A 19,638-nucleotide genomic window follows, 5' to 3' on the forward strand; every position below is an offset into this window, starting at 1 on the left:
AGTCATTTAGCTATTTAAAAAAATGGCTTTAACATGTATTAATTTTTAAAATTTGCTAATTTAGAGTATTTAAGCTAGTAACTATTTAAATTTCACAACCATTAACCGTCTGTTTTTTCAATATTTAGGCCTTCTTATAATAGTAGTGTTCTGGAGTTTTAGTTCTCTTGCACAAAATTTAGTATTTGATCATTATGGCCTAAACGAAGGCTTACCTCAAGAAACAATTCATTGTATTACGAAAGATGAACATGGGTTTTTATGGCTAGGTACTTCTGATGGTGTTGTACGTTTTGATGGCCATGATTTTTGGACTCCATTACCAGACAAAAAAACCAATATAGATATTGCCGGATACAGAATTGGCGCTATAAACTCTCATAAAAACAAAGTTTATATTGGTACTGGCCAAAATGGGCTACTCACTATAAATACTGATAGCGAAGCCATTAAACAGATTTATTTATCTAATGCCAATTGTACTCGCATAGCATCTAATAACACTTTTGTAATTGGCGCTTATTATAACAAAGGGCTCGTTGTTATTAAAGACAATACTGTGGTGCCCTTAGTTTTCGATAAAGAAAACCCGAAAGAGGTTTCTGGACTCTCAATAATTAACGAAACAACATACGTCTCTTCTAAAAACGGAAGTATTTATAGTTTTCAATTAAACACTAAAACATTAAACCAAACCCTTATACTTCAAAAAATATGTGAAGTTCCAAGTCAAATTAATAACATAGTATCTATAGATAATACATTGTTTATCTGCTGTAATACTGGTGTTTATAAACTTGATAACACATCAAAACTTCATAAAATTAAAATACAGCCGAAAGATTTTTCAGAAGGGTTTAAAGTGAATGATTTAATTAAAATTGAAGACTATTTTTTTGTTGCAACTAATAGTGGGCTTTTAAAATGTTACCTAAAAGATAACGTATTTACAATAAACAAGCATTTTAAAGCTAATAAAAAGTATGACGAATACACTATAAACTCTAATAATGTTTATACACTTTTTTATGATGATGATTTACTCTATATAGGAAATATTAATTTAGACATTGCAGCCATAAAGCATAATCCTGTTTTTGAACAACCTACAGATAGATTTAACTTAGGCGACCCTTCGGTTTTTGCAGTTTTAGATACCAAAGAGTATTTGTTTATTGGATCTTCCAGTGGCTTAATTATTTCAGATAATCGAAATCCTGACAATTATAAAATCTTTCCAGAATATCGTGTAAGAAGTTTTACAAAAGATAACGAAAACCATGTTTGGTTTGCTACAGACAAGGGTGCTTTTGCAATACTACTAGACAATTTAAATATTAACACCCCTAAATTCATTAAACTACCTGTTTCACCCAAAAATTCTTTTACACTTCCTGATGAAAACTTAAGAAGCGTGTATACCGATAATAATGGAAATGTTTGGGTTGTTACCTATAATTCAGGGTTCTCAAAATTTGTGGGTTCTATTAAATACAACGATTTAAAGTTTATAAATTATAGTTCTGAGGCTTTTCCTTCATTGTTTACACTATCTATGATTCAAGACCAAAATAGCAACTATTGGATGTGTACTCAAAAAGGATTAAGCCAATTTAAAATCGAAGAAAACCAATTTAAACTCATAAAAAATTATGATGAAACCGATGGGTTAATAACAAGAGGAGTGCTTAGTTCTTTTATCGATACTAATGAAAATCTGTGGATTGCCTCAAGAAAAGGATTAAACAAATACATTCCTGAGCTAAATCGTTTTAAATTTTATGGTAAGCGCAACGGACTCACAAATGCCTTTGTGTATAATATTACCGAAGATGAAAATAAAAACCTATGGCTGTCTACCAATGGCGGATTATTTAGTTTTAATGTTTTAGAAGAAACCTTTGCAAACTATAGTCCTAAAGATGGTATTCAAAGCACAGAATTTAACCTTGGCGCTGTTTTTAAAAATACCAACAATGGCAACTTGTATTTTGGAGGTATTAATGGTTTAAACATTTTTAATCCTAAACGCATTAAAGAATTGGATGTAGAAGGACAACTTAAATTTACCAACTTAAAAATTAAAGATTATTACGTGTCTCCAGCCCTGTTAAATAGCGTTATTAATACAAGTATTGTAAATGCTAAATCGGTTTTTCTTAACTATGATGATTTTCCAGTAAATTTAAGTTTCTCAGCTTTGGATTTTAGGCCCAATAGTAATATAAATTACGTTTACAAACTATTACCAGACGATAAAGAATGGAACAGTTTAGACACTAAAAATAGCATTCAATTGTTAAATTTATCGTCAAAATCTTATACATTACAAATACAGGGTAAATCGAGAAATAATTTATGGCAAAAGCCACCTTTAGAATTAAAAATAAGCGTTTCTCCCCCTTGGTACAAAAGTAATTTGGCATATTTGGCATATCTACTGTTGTTTTTAAGCGTTGTTTTTGCTTTTTACCGTATAAGTTTACAACGCCAAATTGCAGGACAAGAATCTAAACGTCTTAAGGATTTAGACGATTTAAAAACACGCTTCATTACTAATATTACTCACGAGTTTAGAACACCACTTACTGTAATTCTTGGATATTTAAGTAATTTAAAGGAGCGCTTTTCGGAAAAAGACCAAGTTAATACTGCCTTAAATACTATTGAACAAAATAGTAATAATTTGCTCCATTTGGTCAATCAAATGTTAGATTTAGCCAAATTAGAACAAGGAAAAATAACCCTTAATACAACACAAAGCGATATTATACCCTATGTTAAACATTTGGTAGATAGCTTTTCTAGCATAGCCCAAGAACAATCGGTAACCCTTAAGTTTGAATCTGAAATTGATACGCTAAAGATGGATTTTGATGCTGAAAAAATACGCCAAATTCTTACCAATTTAATTTCGAATGCTCTCAAATTTTCCTTGGAAAATTCTCAGGTAACAATAGCTATTGAAACATTTAGCCAATTTTTAAAAATTAGAATAATAGACCAAGGCTTAGGAATTCCCGAAAAAGAAATACCTTATATTTTTGATCGGTTTTTCCAAGTAGAAAACCAAGAACATAAAATATCTCAAGGCACGGGCATTGGTTTATCGCTAACTAAAGAATTGGTTCAACTTATGGATGGCACTATAGAGGTTCATTCTAAGTTAAAACAGGGCACAACTTTTACAGTAAACTTACCCATAAAACACACTGCTGAAATTATAACACCAGAATTAAGGGTAATAAAAAGTACTATTGGTAAAACTTATGTGCCTCAATTAGACGAAATTATAACACCAGAAGACACTAACTCTGTTTTAATTGTTGAAGACAACACAGATATGGCGCGTTATATTGCCTCGTGTTTGCAAGGGAAATACAAAGTATTATTTGCTAAAAATGGATTAGAAGGGCTCGAAAAAGCAAAAAACATCATACCAGACATTATTATAACGGATATTATGATGCCTGTTATGGATGGTTTTGAATTAACCAAAAAGCTACAATTTAACGCTAACACTAACCACATTCCTATTGTAATGCTTACATCTAAAGCAATGCAAGAAGATAGATTTACAGGTATTACAAGTGGTGCAGATGCTTACTTAACCAAACCTTTTAATAAAAAAGAGCTGCTTCTACGTATGCAAATGCTTATTGCTAAGCGTAAAAAACTACAAAAAGTTTACGCCGTTAATGCAGCAGTAGATAAAAAGGAAAAGAAAAACGAAACCACTGATAAAAACCTTAATTTCTTAAATACGGTTATAGACCATATTCATCAACACTTAGATGATTCCAATTTTGGCGCTACAGAACTTGCCAAGTCTTTAGCTATGAGCGACTCGCAACTTTACAGAAAGCTAAAAGCGATTTCCAATACAAGTACTGCCGTTTTTATAAGAAAAGTGCGCTTAGAAAAAAGCAAAGACTTTTTAAAAACATCAGATTTGTCTATTTCAGAGATTGCCTATGCAGTAGGCTTTAACGATCCTAACTGGTTTAGTAAAGCCTTTAAAGAAGAATTTAAAGAAAGCCCTTCGGAATTTCGTAAGTAACTGTTTATCAGTTATTTTTTATTTAATCTAATAGAGTATTATTGCTGCAATAATATTCATTTTGACAAAATACTCCTTGATTTTGAAAAAATAATCTAGACTATTTTTAGTGTTAAACGATAGGTTTGTGAAGCTATTAATCATTAAATCTTAGAAACATGAAAACTTCAACATTAATCGTTTCTCTCCTTATTATTAATTCTAGTTTTTTAGCAGGTCAAATTTCTATTCAACTTATTGGTAACATTAATCCACTTATTCTTGGTGCTAGCGAACTTTTTTTGGCAATAACCTATTACATACACACCATAATCAGGGATGTAAGAAACACTTTTGATGTAGATGTAAAACTATAATTAACAGACATGAAACCGATAAAAATTATGAAACACCTTTATATTTTATTTTTTCTAACCATAACTAACCTAGCTTTTGCCCAACCAGTAAACGATAACTGTAGTAATGCAGAACCTATAACAGTAAGTTCAGAAGTTACTACTGTTAATTTTAATACTACCAATGCCAGCCTTAATAACGAAATAGGTTGTGATGGTAATGTAACAACCTATGCCGATGTATGGTATAGTTTTACCATGCCTTTTGATGGTAATGTAGTTATAGACGGTAGCCTTTTCTGGAACAACATAGGAGCCACCAATGCATGCAACGGTAATTTACTGGCTTGTGGCAGTGCAGAATTAACCCTAACAAATATTAGCGCCAACACTAATGTGCTTATACGTATATTTAGAAATTTTACTTATTATCAAAATCCGCAATTTCAAAGTTTTAGCATTCAAGCCTTTGAAACACCAACCAACGATACCTGCGACAACTCAATTAATATTCCGCTGGGAATTCTACAAACACAAGTGCCTTTTGAAATTGGTGGTAGCGTAGCCAATAGTGGTAAAGGCTGTTCAAACACTACCTTAGATTATGCCGATGTTTGGTATGATTTTACTATGCCTTTTGATGGTAACTTATTTTTAGACGGCAATACCATTTGGAATAAATTTGAACTGTATGACGCCTGTAGCGGCACTAGCCTTTTTTGTGGAGAAGACAGCTTACTAGCTGTTGGCCTAACGGATAATACAGACTATAAAATTAGAGTTTACAGAAGCGTTGAAGATATGTTTACTCCTACATTTCTCAATTTTAATATCCTAGCTTATCAGGCTACTATTAATGATAGTTGCAACGATGCCATACCATTAAACCCAACTGAGACACTTACAGCGGTAACAACACCTTTTATAGGTGGTTCTTCAATAGAAAACACAACAGGTTGCACCAATGATGTAAAAGATTATTTAGACATTTGGTATAGTTTTACAATGCTTGAAGAAGGCAATATAAATATTACCAGCGGTACGGTATGGAACCTATTTGAACTTTATAACGATTGTAATGGCTCACCCATAAGTTGCTTTTCACAAAATGGCGCTTTTAATACATTACCTATTGGCACTTATTATTTAAGAGTATTTAGGGAGTTGGCTTTTGCTACGAGTCCAGTATCAAAAGACTTTAATATTTCATCTACTGCAAAAACCTTAAGTACCGATAGCATACAACTAGATTCGGCATCAATATTTCCAAACCCAGCCTTAGATTACCTTTCTGTACAATCACCTTTAAAAATAGAAGAAATTGAAATTTTAGACCTCAATGGTAAACTATTGTTAAGCACAAAACTTACAAAAAATATACCTATAAGTTTCCTTCAAAAAGGCAGCTACATTATAAAACTTTTTAGCAACGATATATATACCAGTAAATTATGGGTTAAAAAGTAACAAAACATGCGCTAGCGTAAAAAATATTAATCACATAATTGGAGTGTCTTCAATTATATTAACTAGTTTGGAAAGCCGCATTTGAGAGCGGCTTTCTTTTTTATCTTTAATATTATAACTGTTACAACTTATGTTTTACTTAAAAAATTAACTTTACTTAATGAGGTATAAACCTTAAACTCCCCCAAAACATAACAAATTAAGGCGCAGGATTAGGAATAGTATTATGCACCTCATTAATCTGTTTTATAATAGCATCACTAAGTGTTACATCTATACTCTCAATATTCTCTTTAAGCTGTTGTAGATTTGTAGCGCCAATAATGGTGCTTGTCACAAAAGGACGTTGATTTACAAAGGCTAATGCCATTTGCGCTAACGTTATATTATTGTTTTCAGCAATTTTTAAGTATTGTTTTGCTGCTTCTGTAGCTTGCTCGCTGCTATACCGTGAAAACCTAGGAAACAATTTTAAACGTGCGTTATCGTCTGCTTGTTGCTTTATGTATTTTCCAGAAAGTACGCCAAAGGCCATTGGTGAATAGGCCAGTAAGCCTATATTCTCTCTATGGGATACTTCGGCTAAATCGCCTTCAAATGTTCTGCATAACAAAGAATATGCATTTTGTATGGTTATTGGACGTGGCAAGTTATTGATTTTACTTTCCTGCAAATAACGCATAGTGCCCCAAGCTTTTTCGTTAGACAAACCTATATGCCTAATTTTACCTGCCTTAATTTGTGTATTTAAGGTGTGCAGTACTTCGCTAAAGTTATCTTCCCAAGTATCTTTAGGGTTGGGTTTGTAATCTCTTGTCCCAAACGTATTAGTATCGCGCTCTGGCCAGTGCAACTGATACAAATCTATATAATCGGTTTGTAAGCGTTTTAATTCTGAATCTATGGCTTCTTTTATTGCGCTAGGGCTAAAACCTGTTTTTCTAATATGTGCCGTGTAATCGCCAGGACCTGCTATTTTTGAAGCTAAAACTACCTTATCTCTATTGCTTGTTTTTTTTAACCAAGAACCAATAATTGTACTTGTACGCCCACTAGTTTCTGCATTAGCAGGCACAGGGTACAGTTCTGCGGTATCTATAAAATTAACACCTTTATCTAAAGCATAATCTAGTTGCTCATGGCCTTCCGCTTCGGTATTTTGGTTGCCCCAGGTCATTGTGCCTAAGCATATTTTACTAACTTTTAAACTGGTATTGGGTAATGTTGTATATTTCATGCCTTTTTTTGAAAACCAAAGATAAAAAACCGCTAAAAGCCATGTAAGCTTTTAACGGTTTTTTATGCGTTTGCAATTGCAGCGACATCCTTTTTTGCTTTAGCCAAATACCCATTAACTGCGCTCTAGGTGACATGCAAAAAGAAGTATAACGAAATATTTATGCTCCTGAATTCAATAATTTAAAATAGTAATGTATGAATAAAAGTTGAACCCGATCGCGTTAGTTTGTCGAAAACTATCGGGTTTATCATCGAGATGAACCTGCCTAGCAATACTGCAGGTAAGCAGGCCTCCTACTTCTCGATACAATTCCTCTTGCTTCAGAATCATTCGAAGTGATACTATTGCTCATTCAACAAACGAGACAATTCATCTAACTTTGGCGTTAAAATTACTTCTATTCGTCGGTTTTTTGCTCTTCCCTCTTCTGTATCGTTTGTAGCTATTGGCGCATATTCTCCCCGTCCTGCGGCTGTTAAATTTTCAGGGTTTATTGCTGTGTTTTCCCTTAGAATGTTTACTATGGCGGTGGCACGTTTAGTTGACAAATCCCAATTGCTGGTTAACGCGCCGTTACCAGAATAAGGAACATTATCGGTGTGTCCTTCTATAAGTACAGCAATATCTGGATTTTCTGCCAACACATTACCAAGGCTTCTTACTGCTACTTTACCATCGGTATTTACAGCCCAACTTCCTGACTGAAATAACAGCTTGTTTTCCATAGACACATACACTTTACCTCCACGTTGTTCTACGGTTAAGCCTTTACCTTCAAAATCGGTTAAAGCACGGGAAATGGCGTTTTTAAGCTGTGTCATCGCAGCATCTTTTGTGGCTATTACGTTTTCTAGCTCTGCTATACGGCTAGAGCGTTCTTCTAAAGCTTTCTTGAGCTTTTCTAAACGTTCGTTTTCTGCCGCCAACGCTTGTTCTTTAGCTTCTAATTCTGCTAATAGTTCTCTATTTTTTTGTGAATTTTTAGCAATTGCAGCAGAACTATTTTTTTCTAAAGCTGCATAAGAATCTTTTAAGGCTTCAAGATTAGATTTTGCTGCCGCATAATCGCTACGTAATCTATCGCGTTCGGCTACTGCTTCATCATAGTCTGCTTTAAGTTGTTTTAATTCGTTTTCTGCTGACGTTTTTTTAGATAAAAGCGATTCGTTTTCTTTATTTAACTTTCTGTTTTCCTGTTTTAAAGACGCATACTTGCTCTCTAAATCTTTATACACTTTTGGTGACACGCAAGAGGTAGCGCTCACTAAAGCTACTGCTATTAATAGACTTTTTTTAATCATTGTTGGGTTGTTTTTGGTATTTAACGTTCTATTTCTACTAAAATTGGGCAATGATCGCTGTGCACTGCCTCGGTAAGTATAACGGCTCTTTTTATATTTTCTTGTAGTGGTTTTGAAACCATAGCGTAATCTAGCCGCCAACCTTTATTATTTGCCCTTGCATTAGCACGGTAACTCCACCAACTATATTCTTGTCGTTCTGGATGTAGGTATCTAAAAGCATCTATAAATCCGCTATCTATAAAGTTTCCAATCCACTCGCGTTCCTCTGGTAAGAATCCTGAAACACCTTTCATTTTTGGGTTGTGTATGTCTATTTCTTCATGACATATATTATAATCACCACAAATTACCAAGTTTGGAATTTCAGTTCTAAGGTTGTTTATATACTCTTGAAACATGTCCATATAATCTAACTTATGCTGCAATCTTGCATCATTTGTGCCAGAAGGCAAATACAAACTCATAACCGAAACACCGTTAAAGTCTGCTCTAAGGTTTCGTCCTTCAAAGTCCATAGACTCAATACCTGTGCCATACTCTACATGGCTGGGTGCTATTTTACTTAAAATTGCAACACCGCTATACCCTTTTTTTTGCGCACTAAACCAATATTGATGCTTGTACCCTGCTGTTTCAAAAAGACTTAAATCCAATTGGTCTTCCATAGCTTTAATTTCTTGCAAACAAATTACATCGGGGTTTGCACTTTCTAACCAGTTGATAAAACCTTTATTTATGGCGGCGCGTATGCCGTTAACGTTATAAGAAATAATCTTCATACATCTATTTTTTTAATCTTTTTTGGGCGTTCCCCTCGCTTATACCTACAAGTTTTTTTTAGAAACCTTGCAGGATCGCTTCGGTAGGGCTTACCTGCTGGTAGGCAGGTTTTCCATTACAAGTCCTCGCTTCGCTCTAAAGGGCTTCGCTATGGGCTTTCCTCTGCAATTCCTAACGTGGTTTATTTGCCAATTATATTGCTTTTTAAAAAAGTTATATCCTCATTTACAAAGAACAACACAAAAAATGTTCTAGCAGACCTGTATGGTTCTAAAAGAACTAACCGATCTCAACTCAATTATCATTTCAGCTAAAATAAATAATACCTTACTTTTACACTATAATTTATTAAAGGAATTGTAACGAAATCTATTAACATTCCGCATGGTACGGAATTAATTCAACATACACTAAGAAAAAAAAAATTCATAGTGTGTTTCATTAATACTATTTTCAATAAATCGTAGTTAAATACCTAATGAAATACGTCCTTCTCTTTACGTTTGTATTGCTATGTTTTGGTGGTTTTGCCCAAGACCCGAACAGTAAATATAAAACTAAAAAGGTAGCTGTGAGGGATACTATTTTAATAGATAGCGTAAGCATTAATTCCAGTTGGTTTTCGGTTAAAACAAAAAACAACACCGTTTTAGATTCTACGTATTACGGCATCGATTTTGCTACAGCTAAGCTCTGGTTAAAAAAAAACGTATTAACCGATTCTATAATTATTAATTATTTAAAATTCCCAGAGTTCCTTACCAAAACCTACAAACAATTAGACGAAAGTATTATTGTAAAAAACAACAATGGTATTGAAAAACTATACCAATTATCGCAACCAAATGCTTCAAGAAATTTTGTGCCGTTTGATGGGTTAACAACTTCCGGAAGCATATCTAGAGGCGTAACGGTTGGAACCAATCAAAATTCTGTATTAAATAGTGAATTAGACCTTCAAATTACTGGAAAACTTAATGATAAGGTATCGCTTAGAGCGTCTATTCAAGATGCAAATATTCCGTTGCAAGAAAGCGGTTACAGCCAACGATTGGATGAGTTCGACCAAGTTTTTATTGAACTATTTAGTGATAACTGGAATATTCGTGCAGGCGATATAGATTTACAAAATACCAAGTCGTTTTTTGGCGCATTTTCTAAACGTGTGCAAGGGTTATCTATTAATGCAAATTTAGGCGGAACAGATTCACAAACACAAGTATTTGCTGCGGGCGCTTTAGTTCGCGGGCAGTTTACAACCAGTCAGTTTATTGCTCAAGAAGGTAATCAAGGTCCTTATAAACTGCAAGGGCAAAACGGTGAGCTGTTTGTGCTAATTGTTTCTGGAAGTGAAACCGTTTATGTTAATGGCATACCTTTAGAACGTGGTGAGGATAAAGACTATATTATAGATTATAATGCTGGCGAAATAATTTTTAATACCACATTCCCTATAACTTCTGAAATGCGTATTACGGTAGATTACCAGTTTAGCGACCGTAATTATTCGCGATTGGTAGCTTACGGTGGTGGAGACTTCAAAAATGAAAAACTAAATATTGGCGTTTCGGTTTATTCTGAAACCGATGCGAAAAACCAGCCGTTACAACAAAATTTATCAGAAGACCAAGTTGTAATTTTATCTAACGCAGGTGATGACCGCTCACAAATGATTGCACCATCTGAAGTAGAAGAATCTTATAGTGAAAACCGCATTTTATATAGAAAGGAAATTATTAGCGGAAATGAAGTTTTTGTGTTTTCCAACAACCCAAACGACGAATTATTTAGAGTGTCTTTTACGCTAGTTGGCGCCAACCAAGGCGATTATGTTTTAAGTAGCACAAATGCCATAAACAACATCTATGAATATGTTGGTGAATTGCAGGGAAACTATGCACCAATTGTTCAGCTTATTGCACCAACCAAACTGCAAATGGCTGTTGTAAATGGAAACTACACGCCTTCAGAAAAAACTCGTATAGATTTTGAATTGGCTGGAAGCAAAAACGATTTAAACTTATTTTCTGCATTAGATGACAATAATAACGATGGTTTTGCTGGCACATTTAAAATGACGCAACATATTATTAAAAATGATAGTTTATGGAATTTGAATGCGTATATAAATACCGATTATATCCAAGATGATTTTAGAAGTATTGAAATTTTGTACAATGCAGAATTTAATCGCGATTGGAATTTAGAGCAACCACGAGGCAACCAACGTGTAGGCGATTTAGGTACGCAAACGTTTTTAAACTCTGGCCTTAGTTTTTCACATTTCAAAAAAGGGCAAATCAACTATGAGTTTGAGTATTTAAATTTTGCTTCAGGCTTTAATGGCAGCAGGCATATTGCCAATGCCAATTTGCTTTTTAATAGTTTAAGTATAAATACCAGAACTAGCTTTTTAAATGCAGAGTCTAGCATTAACACATCTACATTTTTAAGGTCTCACAATACTGTAACCTATGGTTTGGAAAAAAGTTGGATTGGTGGAAAATTATCTGTTGAAGATAATAAACAAACTGAAATTGCTACAGAAACCTTAACGCCTTTAAGTCAAAAATTCACATCTTACGAGGCCTTTGTTGGTGTTGGAGACAGCACTAAAGTTTTTGCGCAATTTGGATATAAACATCGGGTAAACGACAGTATTCGTAACAATAAACTACAAAAAGTAAATACTTCAAATACATTTTATGTAGATTCTCGTATTATTCAAAACAAAAATACAAACCTCTCATTATACGCTAATTACAGGTCTCTAAAACACGAAAGCGATACCATTGCAAATGAAAATTCTTTAAACTCTAGGCTACAGTACAATCAAAAATTATTTAAAAACATAGTGCAAAGCAATACGGTTTTCGAAACTAATTCTGGCTTTTTACCACAACAAGATTTTACGTATGTGGAAGTAGAGGCAGGACAAGGCACTTATACTTGGATAGATTATAACAACAACGGCATACAAGAGCTAGAAGAATTTGAGATTGCGCAATTTCAAGATCAAGGTACTTATATTAGGGTGTTACTACCTAATCGTGTATTTATTAGAACACACCAAAATAGGTTTAGCCAAACCCTAACTATAAATCCTGCGCAATGGCGTGTAGCAGAAACAAAATCTAAAAAATTCTGGTCTCATTTTTATAACCAAACCAGCTATTTAATTGATAGAAAAATTAAAAGAGATGGTAGTAATTTTAATTTAAACCCTTTTGAAAGTAGTGAAGAAAACCAATTAGGCTTACAATTAAATTTTAGAAATGTATTGTTCTTTAATAGAGGAAAACAAAAGTACACTACATCTTACACGTATCTCTCCAACAAATCGAGCAATACACTTTCTGTGGGTTTATTGGAAAATAATTTAAAAAGTCATCAGTTAAATTTCAATCATAAAATACAAGAAAGCTGGTTAATAACATTTCAGTCTGCCGTAGGGTCTAACGAAAGTTCAAGTGAAAACTTTACCAGTAAAAATTTTAAATTTAACGAAGGGCTGCTTAACCCAAAACTATCTTATTTATTTAATGAAAACAGCCGTTTAGATATCTTCTATCAGTATACTACAAAAGAGAATACCATTGGTGATTTAGAAACGCTTTCTCAACAAAAATTTGGTTTAGGCTTTAATTTTTCAAAACAAAAAAAAGGAGCTGTAAATGGAGAAATAAACTATTTTTCGAATAATTTTTTAGGCAACCCAAACTCGCCTGTAGCATTTCAAATGTTAGAAGGTTTACAACCAGGGAACAATTTTACTTGGACGCTACTAGCACAAAAAAAACTCACAAAATTCTTAGACTTAAATTTAAGTTATTTTGGCAGAAAAACAGAGCGCAGTAAAACTATACATACAGGTAATATTCAGTTAAAAGCCTATTTTTAAAAGTTTATTTTATCTACTACATTAAACATCAAAATAATTTGGTGTACGGCTTCTTTATAAAATTCGGGGTGTATATTTTCAAAATCGTCGGTAGACTTATGGTAGTCGTTATGATCTGCAACACCAAAGTACAAAAAAGGTATTTGTTTTCTGTAAAATGATGCATGATCGGAAGCGTAAGTCCAATCTTCCAAACCATCAGAACCATCGTGCCCTACAGTTAATTTTATTTTTTTTGATGTTAATATTGCTGTATTTAAAAGAGGGGTTAACAGTTTGTGTGTATTAGCTCCAACTATAAACAACTCACTATCGTTGCTTCTGCTAACCATATCCATATTTATATTGAATACTATTTTATCTTGTGAAATAATTGTATGCTCTACGAAGTATTTTGAACCTTCAAACCCAAGTTCTTCTGCATCAAAAGCTGCTAAAATTACGGAATGTGCTGGAGGGTTTTCTTTAAAATATTCGGCAAAAGCAAGTAATGCCGATACACCTGATGCATTATCGTCTGCCCCATTATATATGCTATTGTTTTGAACTCCCAAATGATCGTAATGTGCACTAATAACAATATATGTATCTGGTTTATCTGTTCCGTTAATAATTCCTAAGATATTGGTTCCTGTATATTTTTTTGTTTCATATAAGAAATTAAATTCTTGTTTAAATGAAGGAGTGAGTGGCTTAACATTTAACTTCTTAAGGTGATTAATAATGTATGAGCGAGCCTTTTTAGCTCCCTCGGTACCGGATTTTCTACCTTCAAAAGCATCTGAAGACAGTACTTTAACACGCGCTAATAATGCGTCGTTATCAATTAACGTTTTACTTGGTATACATGCGAAAAAAACACTACATAATAAAAAACACAGTAAGGTTTTAGTATTCATAAAACGAAAAATTTAATAAAATGAAGATACAAAAAAGGCCCATAAGTTAATATGAGCCTTTTTGTGTATTTAATAAGTTGAATATGCTAAATAGAAGCTTTTAATAACTCTCTATTCATTCTTGCAATATTCTCAAGAGAAATGCCCTTAGGACACTCTACCTCACAAGCTCCTGTATTTGTACAGTTACCAAAACCTTCCAAATCCATTTGGGCTACCATATTTTTAACACGATCTGCTGCCTCAACTTGTCCTTGTGGCAATAAAGCATATTGTGATACTTTTGCACCAACAAACAACATAGCACTAGAGTTTTTACAACTAGCTACACAGGCTCCACAGCCAATACATGTTGCGGCGTCCATAGCTTCATCAGCTGCATGTTTAGAAATTGGAATAGAGTTAGCATCTTGTGTGTTTCCTGATGTGTTTACCGAGATATAACCACCTGCTTGCTGAATGCGGTCAAAAGCAGATCTATCTACCACTAAATCTTTTATTACAGGGAATGCAGCTGCTCTAAATGGCTCAATAGTAATAGTGTCGCCATCGTTAAACATACGCATGTGTAATTGACAGGTTGTAATGCCTCTATCTGGGCCATGTGCTTCACCGTTTATGTACATAGAACACATGCCACAAATGCCTTCACGACAATCGTGATCGAAAGCTACTGGTTCCTCTCCTTGGGCAAATAATTGCTCATTCAACACGTCCATCATTTCTAAAAAAGACATGTGTTCTGAAATATCAGTAACTTTATAGTCTACCATTTGACCCTTTGTTTTTGAGTCTTTTTGTCTCCAAATTTTAAGCGTTAAATTCATAGCGTCTTTTTTATTTGTAACTTCTTTCTTTTACTTCAATATTCTCGTATTCCAGTGGTTCTTTATGCAATATCGCCTCACTCGGTTCTCCTACATATTCCCAAGCCGAAACATACTGGAACTCTTTTCTTCGTTTTGCTTCTCCTTCTGGGGTTTGATATTCTTCTCTAAAGTGCCCACCAGCAGATTCTTCTCTTACAAGTGCATCTTTAGCGAATAATTCTCCTAGTTCCAGAAAATCTGCAACTCTACCAGCCTTTTCTAATTCTGGATTCATTTCGTTAGCATCTCCTGGTACTTTTACCTCCTTCCAAAATTCTTCTCGAATGGCTTTTATTTCTTCAATAGCTTCTTTTAGGCCTTTTTCGTTTCTAGACATACCACATTTGTCCCACATTACTTTTCCAAGTTTTTTATGGAAATAGTCTACCGATTTGGTCCCTTTATTATTAATGAAGAATTCTATGCGATCTTTAACTTCTTTTTCTGCTGCTTCAAATTCAGCAGAATCTGTAGAAATTTTACCTGTTCTAATATCGTCAGCTAAATAATCTCCTATTGTATAAGGTAATACAAAGTAACCATCGGCTAAACCTTGCATTAAGGCTGATGCTCCAAGCCTGTTTGCTCCATGATCTGAGAAATTAGCTTCACCAATACAGTACAATCCAGGAACAGTAGTCATTAAATTATAGTCTACCCAAACGCCTCCCATGGTATAATGTACCGCAGGATAAATCATCATTGGTGTTTCGTACGGGTTTTCATCTACAATTTTCTCGTACATTTGAAAAAGGTTTCCGTATTTAGCTTCAACTATAGCTTTACCTAATTCATATATTTTTGCTTTTGAAGGATTTGAGATATTGTGGATTTTAGCTTGCTCTGTTCCATAGCGGGTAATAGCGTCAGCAAAATCTAAATACACAGCTTCTCCAGTTGCATTTACCCCAAAACCAGCATCACAACGCTCTTTTGCTGCTCTTGATGCAACATCGCGAGGTACAAGATTACCAAAGGCTGGATAACGGCGCTCTAAGTAATAATCTCTTTCTTCTTCTGATAAATCCGTAGGCTTCTTTTTACCTTCTCTTATAGCTTTAGCATCTTCTAGTTTTGCAGGCACCCAAATACGCCCATCGTTACGTAAAGATTCAGACATTAACGTTAATTTAGACTGATAATCTCCAGAACGAGGTATACATGTTGGGTGAATTTGAGTATAACAAGGGTTTGCGAAATACGCTCCTTTTTTGTGAATTTTCCAAGACGCCGTTACATTACTTCCCATAGCATTTGTTGACAGGAAATAAACATTACCATAACCACCAGTAGCAACAACAACAGCATGTGCTGAGTGACGCTCTATTTCGCCAGTAATTAAGTTTCTTGCAATAATACCTCTTGCTTTACCGTCAACAATTACAACATCTAGCATCTCATGGCGGTTAAACATTTCAATTTTACCTCGGGCAATTTGACGGTTCATTGCAGAATAAGCGCCTAATAACAATTGTTGCCCCGTTTGTCCTTTAGCATAAAATGTTCTAGATACCAGAACACCACCAAACGAACGGTTATCTAACAACCCTCCATAATCACGAGCAAAAGGCACACCCTGTGCTACACATTGGTCAATTATATTTCCTGATACTTCTGCTAAGCGATATACATTTGCCTCGCGAGAACGATAATCGCCCCCTTTTACAGTATCGTAAAACAATCTGTATGTAGAGTCTCCATCGCCTTGATAATTCTTTGCTGCATTAATACCGCCCTGTGCCGCAATAGAATGCGCACGACGTGGTGAATCTTGGTAAGCAAATGCTTTTACATTATAACCCAGTTCTGCTAGAGTTGCAGCAGCAGAACCACCTGCTAAACCTGTACCAACAACAATAATATCAATATGACGCTTGTTTGCAGGATTAACTAGATTAATTTTATTTTTATAGTCTGTCCATTTATCTTGAATTGGACCTTCTGGTATTTTTGAATCTAAAGCCATTTTATTTAAGATTAATGGTTAAAGTAATGATAAACTGCAATAAATATAAACCCTAGCGGTAATACGATAGAATATATTTTAGCACCCATTTGTATTTGTTTTTTGCGAATTGATGACACACCCATAGATTGAAATGCTGAAGCAAATCCATGTAGTAAATGCAACGCTAAAAATACAAATGCAACAACGTAAGCTATAACTCTTACAGGGTCTGCAAATTTATGAACCAACTCTTGGTAATATCTAAAATCACTATTTACATCAGCAGGATTTAATAAACCACTCATATCGCCCTTAAAGTATTTGATGTTAATTTCTGGCGCCCAAAAATCGTAGAAGTGAAGTGCTAAAAATGCTAAAATAGCAGCACCACTCCAAATCATGTTTCTACTCACCCAAGAAGAGTTTGCGGCACCATTATTTTTTACATAAGCAGTGCTTCTCGCTTTTTTGTTTTTTATTTCCAACACAAACCCCATGATAAAATGAAACAGGACACCCACTAATAAAACTGGTTGCAGCCCAAATTGGATTAAAGGATTTGTACCCATAAAATGCGAGGCTTCGTTAAAAAGCCCTGGACTAAAAACCGATAGAAAATTTATGGCTAAATGTATAATTAAAAAAATCATTAAAAAGATAGCAGAAAGCGCCATAGAGACCTTTCTTCCAATTGAAGATTTAAAAAATCCACTCATTAGTTCTAGTATTAATTTTAAAGTGACACAAAGGTAGTCATGCGAGCAATGTTAGACAACTAACATATGTCATGTTTTCGTTATTTAGAATGATTTTAAGTTAATACTGTTTTAAAAATACGGTATTAACATTTTCTTTAAAAAAAGCATCCCACTTATTAAGGAATGCTTGTTAAAAATTAGGCTATTATGTTATTCTATCACTAATTTTCTAGTAATTGCCGCTTCATCTGAAGCTATTTTTATAAAATAAACACCACTGGAAATTTTAGATAGGTTTATGGTTTTAAGTTTAGAGCCTTCAGAAATATCATATTCTATAATATTTCGTCCGCTCAAGTCAAATAAAGTGGCTGTTTTTAAGGTTAAATAAGAATTATTTTTAATAAAAAATTCTTCTTTAGCCGGATTTGGATAGATGTTTATACCACTTTCTAAAACCGCATCGTTATCACTTAAAGGGCATGCTAAGTCTACCATTGGAAATGTGCTACAAACATTATTACTTGTACTTCTATCTTGAATACCATTCGCTGCTGTACTGTTATTTACTGTTATGGCTCTTTGTGTTTCACCGTTGGTAAAAGCATAATGCATTACATCTTCTGCATCGTTTCCAACATTATTATTATTAGGATCTATTATGTGTCCTAACTGATGGGCATGCCCTAATTCATGTAACATCACACTTTCTAAATCATATTGATTACTAGCAGGTGTGCCTGTTCCAGTATACCAATTAACATCGTCATTAAAAACAATATCCAATTCTGTTACAAACCAATCTACGTCTGACCGCCCTGAGAAACACCCTGAAAACCAAGAATAACATATACCCAAAGTATTAGCATTTAATTCTGCTCCATTATCAAATCTTATAATGTTAGTAGCATCCGTATTATCTCCTGCAGAATCTTTAGTAGTAGGCGTTGCTCCTACCGTCCAGTTTATACCTGTTTCGCATACCCATTTATTGAACGACCTCATAAATGCATCTTTTGCTCCAGGAAACTCTGTGTCGTTAAAAAAATCGGTTTGCATTCTCCAAGTCATTCCTCCACCAGCATTCTGTCCAACATGCTGTAACTGATAAGCAGTTTCTGGAATGGGCCCATTTGTAGGCGGCTCATCATCTGGTCTGTCATCTGGATCTGTCTCAACATTAATTTCAGAATACAACACAGTTAAAACTGAAGAAAGAGGAGATGCAATTCCGTTGCTATCTTTTACTCTTATAGTTCCAGTTCCAGCGCCAGAGGGCACCTCTACTATAATTTGAGTGTCTGTCCAATCAATCACCTGACTATCTAAAGCTTCAATAAAAGATGAACCTCCATCGTCTGCATCTCTAAATTCTACCTTACCTTGGGTAGCACCAAAATCTGTTCCTGTTATTGTAAGTAAGTCTTTTGTACCCGCTGTTACTGTAGTTTTATTTAATGTTATAGCTCCTGGTGGCATGAACACTTTGGATGTAGCTGATTTAGCCACTGGACTGTAAGCTTTAAGTTCTGTAAAATTAGTCTTTGTAAGCCGCTTAATCTCATCGTAAAAATCGCTAGTAATGTTTTGTTTCTTAACAAATGGTGTAACCGCTAAATTTTCTGATATATTGTACTTATAGAACCCTTGAGACAACCCATATGGCTTAAACTTTTTTATTTTAGAATAGGCCGTTTTAGAAAACGAGGTATTATCATTTTCCAATGTAAAGACACCTACATCGCCTTTTCTTAGTTTTAAACTTGGATGTGCAATAAGCGCGTTTAAACCAACAGTCCCTCCAACTGTAATTACCTCTACAGTAGATAACGCATTGCCTTTAAAAACCTTGTAAACCTCTACAGTATTAATGGTATAAATAAGTTTTCCCGCATCATCCCATGTTGATTTTTTTGCAATAACTTTTCCTTCTACCACTAAATCAGAATTCTCAATTTGTGTTTGCAGGGATACTCTTTTCATTAAAGCTTGCGCTTGCAAACCATTATGAGCAAAAAAGCTCAAAAACATAAAGCACAAAACGCTAAAACGTGTAATTTTTCTCATTCTTTTTTTATTTTTCTAGTTAATTCTTTTTGAGGGGATAATTCAAATATATAAAATAATAATCTACTTT

At 34.2% G+C, this 19,638-nt stretch carries 12 protein-coding genes; 4 read left to right on the forward strand and 8 right to left on the reverse strand.

All coding sequences use genetic code 11. The features are described 5' to 3' along the window. Positions 1-145: 145 nt before the first annotated feature. The 3 genes from CLV33_RS03030 to CLV33_RS03040 all read left to right on the forward strand — a co-directional run bounded on the left by CLV33_RS03030 (position 146) and on the right by CLV33_RS03040 (position 5,862). Positions 146-4,060: a hybrid sensor histidine kinase/response regulator transcription factor gene (locus CLV33_RS03030; protein ID WP_105472644.1), complete on the forward strand. Its 3,915-nt coding sequence runs from the start codon at positions 146-148 to the stop codon at positions 4,058-4,060. 158 nt (positions 4,061-4,218) lie between these two features. After that, positions 4,219-4,416 carry a hypothetical protein gene (locus tag CLV33_RS03035; protein WP_042242134.1) on the forward strand — a complete coding sequence of 66 codons (198 nt, stop codon included), beginning with the start codon at positions 4,219-4,221 and terminating at the stop codon, positions 4,414-4,416. Between the two features lie 27 nt (positions 4,417-4,443). After that, entirely contained in the window at positions 4,444-5,862 is a 1,419-nt protein-coding gene (locus CLV33_RS03040; protein ID WP_170063966.1) for a T9SS type A sorting domain-containing protein, read from the forward strand. A 199-nt stretch (positions 5,863-6,061) separates the two neighbouring features. Here CLV33_RS03040 and CLV33_RS03045 read toward each other — a convergent pair whose 3' ends face one another. The 3 genes from CLV33_RS03045 to CLV33_RS03055 all read right to left on the reverse strand — a co-directional run bounded on the left by CLV33_RS03045 (position 6,062) and on the right by CLV33_RS03055 (position 9,185). Next, complete coding sequence (locus tag CLV33_RS03045) at positions 6,062-7,099, reverse strand: aldo/keto reductase (RefSeq protein ID WP_105472646.1); 1,038 nt, start codon at positions 7,097-7,099, stop codon at positions 6,062-6,064. A gap of 344 nt (positions 7,100-7,443) precedes the next feature. Then, a complete protein-coding gene (locus CLV33_RS03050; protein WP_045371123.1) occupies positions 7,444-8,403 on the reverse strand; it encodes an OmpA family protein in 960 nt (319 codons plus the stop codon). A 20-nt stretch (positions 8,404-8,423) separates the two neighbouring features. After that, complete coding sequence (locus CLV33_RS03055) at positions 8,424-9,185, reverse strand: exodeoxyribonuclease III (RefSeq protein ID WP_105472647.1); 762 nt, start codon at positions 9,183-9,185, stop codon at positions 8,424-8,426. Positions 9,186-9,664: 479 nt separating this feature from the next. On the opposite strand from CLV33_RS03055, the gene CLV33_RS03060 reads away from it, so the two are divergent. Next, on the forward strand, positions 9,665-13,087 hold the full coding sequence (locus CLV33_RS03060; protein ID WP_105472648.1) for a hypothetical protein: 3,423 nt from the start codon (positions 9,665-9,667) through the stop codon (positions 13,085-13,087). Here CLV33_RS03060 and CLV33_RS03065 read toward each other — a convergent pair. From CLV33_RS03065 to CLV33_RS03085, 5 genes are all read right to left on the reverse strand, one after another. Next, positions 13,084-13,986 (reverse strand): M28 family peptidase, encoded by a 903-nt coding sequence (locus CLV33_RS03065; RefSeq protein ID WP_105472649.1) that lies wholly within the window; start codon positions 13,984-13,986, stop codon positions 13,084-13,086. The genes CLV33_RS03060 and CLV33_RS03065 overlap by 4 nt on opposite strands. A gap of 86 nt (positions 13,987-14,072) precedes the next feature. Continuing rightward, positions 14,073-14,813, reverse strand: coding sequence for a succinate dehydrogenase/fumarate reductase iron-sulfur subunit (locus tag CLV33_RS03070; RefSeq protein WP_042242143.1), 741 nt, complete (start codon positions 14,811-14,813; stop codon positions 14,073-14,075). A 10-nt stretch (positions 14,814-14,823) separates the two neighbouring features. Then, a complete protein-coding gene (locus CLV33_RS03075) occupies positions 14,824-16,821 on the reverse strand; it encodes a fumarate reductase/succinate dehydrogenase flavoprotein subunit (protein WP_105472650.1) in 1,998 nt (665 codons plus the stop codon). Positions 16,822-16,832: 11 nt separating this feature from the next. Continuing rightward, the gene (locus CLV33_RS03080) at positions 16,833-17,519 is read right to left on the reverse strand and encodes a succinate dehydrogenase cytochrome b subunit (RefSeq protein WP_105472651.1); all 687 of its coding nucleotides are present in this window, start codon (positions 17,517-17,519) and stop codon (positions 16,833-16,835) included. Between the two features lie 192 nt (positions 17,520-17,711). After that, positions 17,712-19,568: a T9SS type A sorting domain-containing protein gene (locus CLV33_RS03085; protein ID WP_105472652.1), complete on the reverse strand. Its 1,857-nt coding sequence runs from the start codon at positions 19,566-19,568 to the stop codon at positions 17,712-17,714. Between the last annotated feature and the right edge of the window lie 70 nt (positions 19,569-19,638).

The sequence above is a fragment of the Jejuia pallidilutea genome, assembly GCF_002973595.1.
GTDB lineage: Bacteria > Bacteroidota > Bacteroidia > Flavobacteriales > Flavobacteriaceae > Jejuia > Jejuia pallidilutea.

What these genes read in the sequence shown, in the direction of transcription:
- CLV33_RS03035 (WP_042242134.1), top strand. Translation starts at nt 4,219, where the DNA reads ATGAAAACTTCAACATTAATCGTTTCTCTCCTTATTATTAATTCTAGT.
- CLV33_RS03040 (WP_170063966.1), top strand. Translation starts at nt 4,444, where the DNA reads ATGAAACACCTTTATATTTTATTTTTTCTAACCATAACTAACCTAGCT.
- CLV33_RS03045 (WP_105472646.1), bottom strand. Translation starts at nt 7,099, where the DNA reads ATGAAATATACAACATTACCCAATACCAGTTTAAAAGTTAGTAAAATA.
- CLV33_RS03050 (WP_045371123.1), bottom strand. Translation starts at nt 8,403, where the DNA reads ATGATTAAAAAAAGTCTATTAATAGCAGTAGCTTTAGTGAGCGCTACC.
- CLV33_RS03055 (WP_105472647.1), bottom strand. Translation starts at nt 9,185, where the DNA reads ATGAAGATTATTTCTTATAACGTTAACGGCATACGCGCCGCCATAAAT.
- CLV33_RS03060 (WP_105472648.1), top strand. Translation starts at nt 9,665, where the DNA reads ATGAAATACGTCCTTCTCTTTACGTTTGTATTGCTATGTTTTGGTGGT.
- CLV33_RS03065 (WP_105472649.1), bottom strand. Translation starts at nt 13,986, where the DNA reads ATGAATACTAAAACCTTACTGTGTTTTTTATTATGTAGTGTTTTTTTC.
- CLV33_RS03070 (WP_042242143.1), bottom strand. Translation starts at nt 14,813, where the DNA reads ATGAATTTAACGCTTAAAATTTGGAGACAAAAAGACTCAAAAACAAAG.
- CLV33_RS03075 (WP_105472650.1), bottom strand. Translation starts at nt 16,821, where the DNA reads ATGGCTTTAGATTCAAAAATACCAGAAGGTCCAATTCAAGATAAATGG.
- CLV33_RS03080 (WP_105472651.1), bottom strand. Translation starts at nt 17,519, where the DNA reads ATGAGTGGATTTTTTAAATCTTCAATTGGAAGAAAGGTCTCTATGGCG.
- CLV33_RS03085 (WP_105472652.1), bottom strand. Translation starts at nt 19,568, where the DNA reads ATGAGAAAAATTACACGTTTTAGCGTTTTGTGCTTTATGTTTTTGAGC.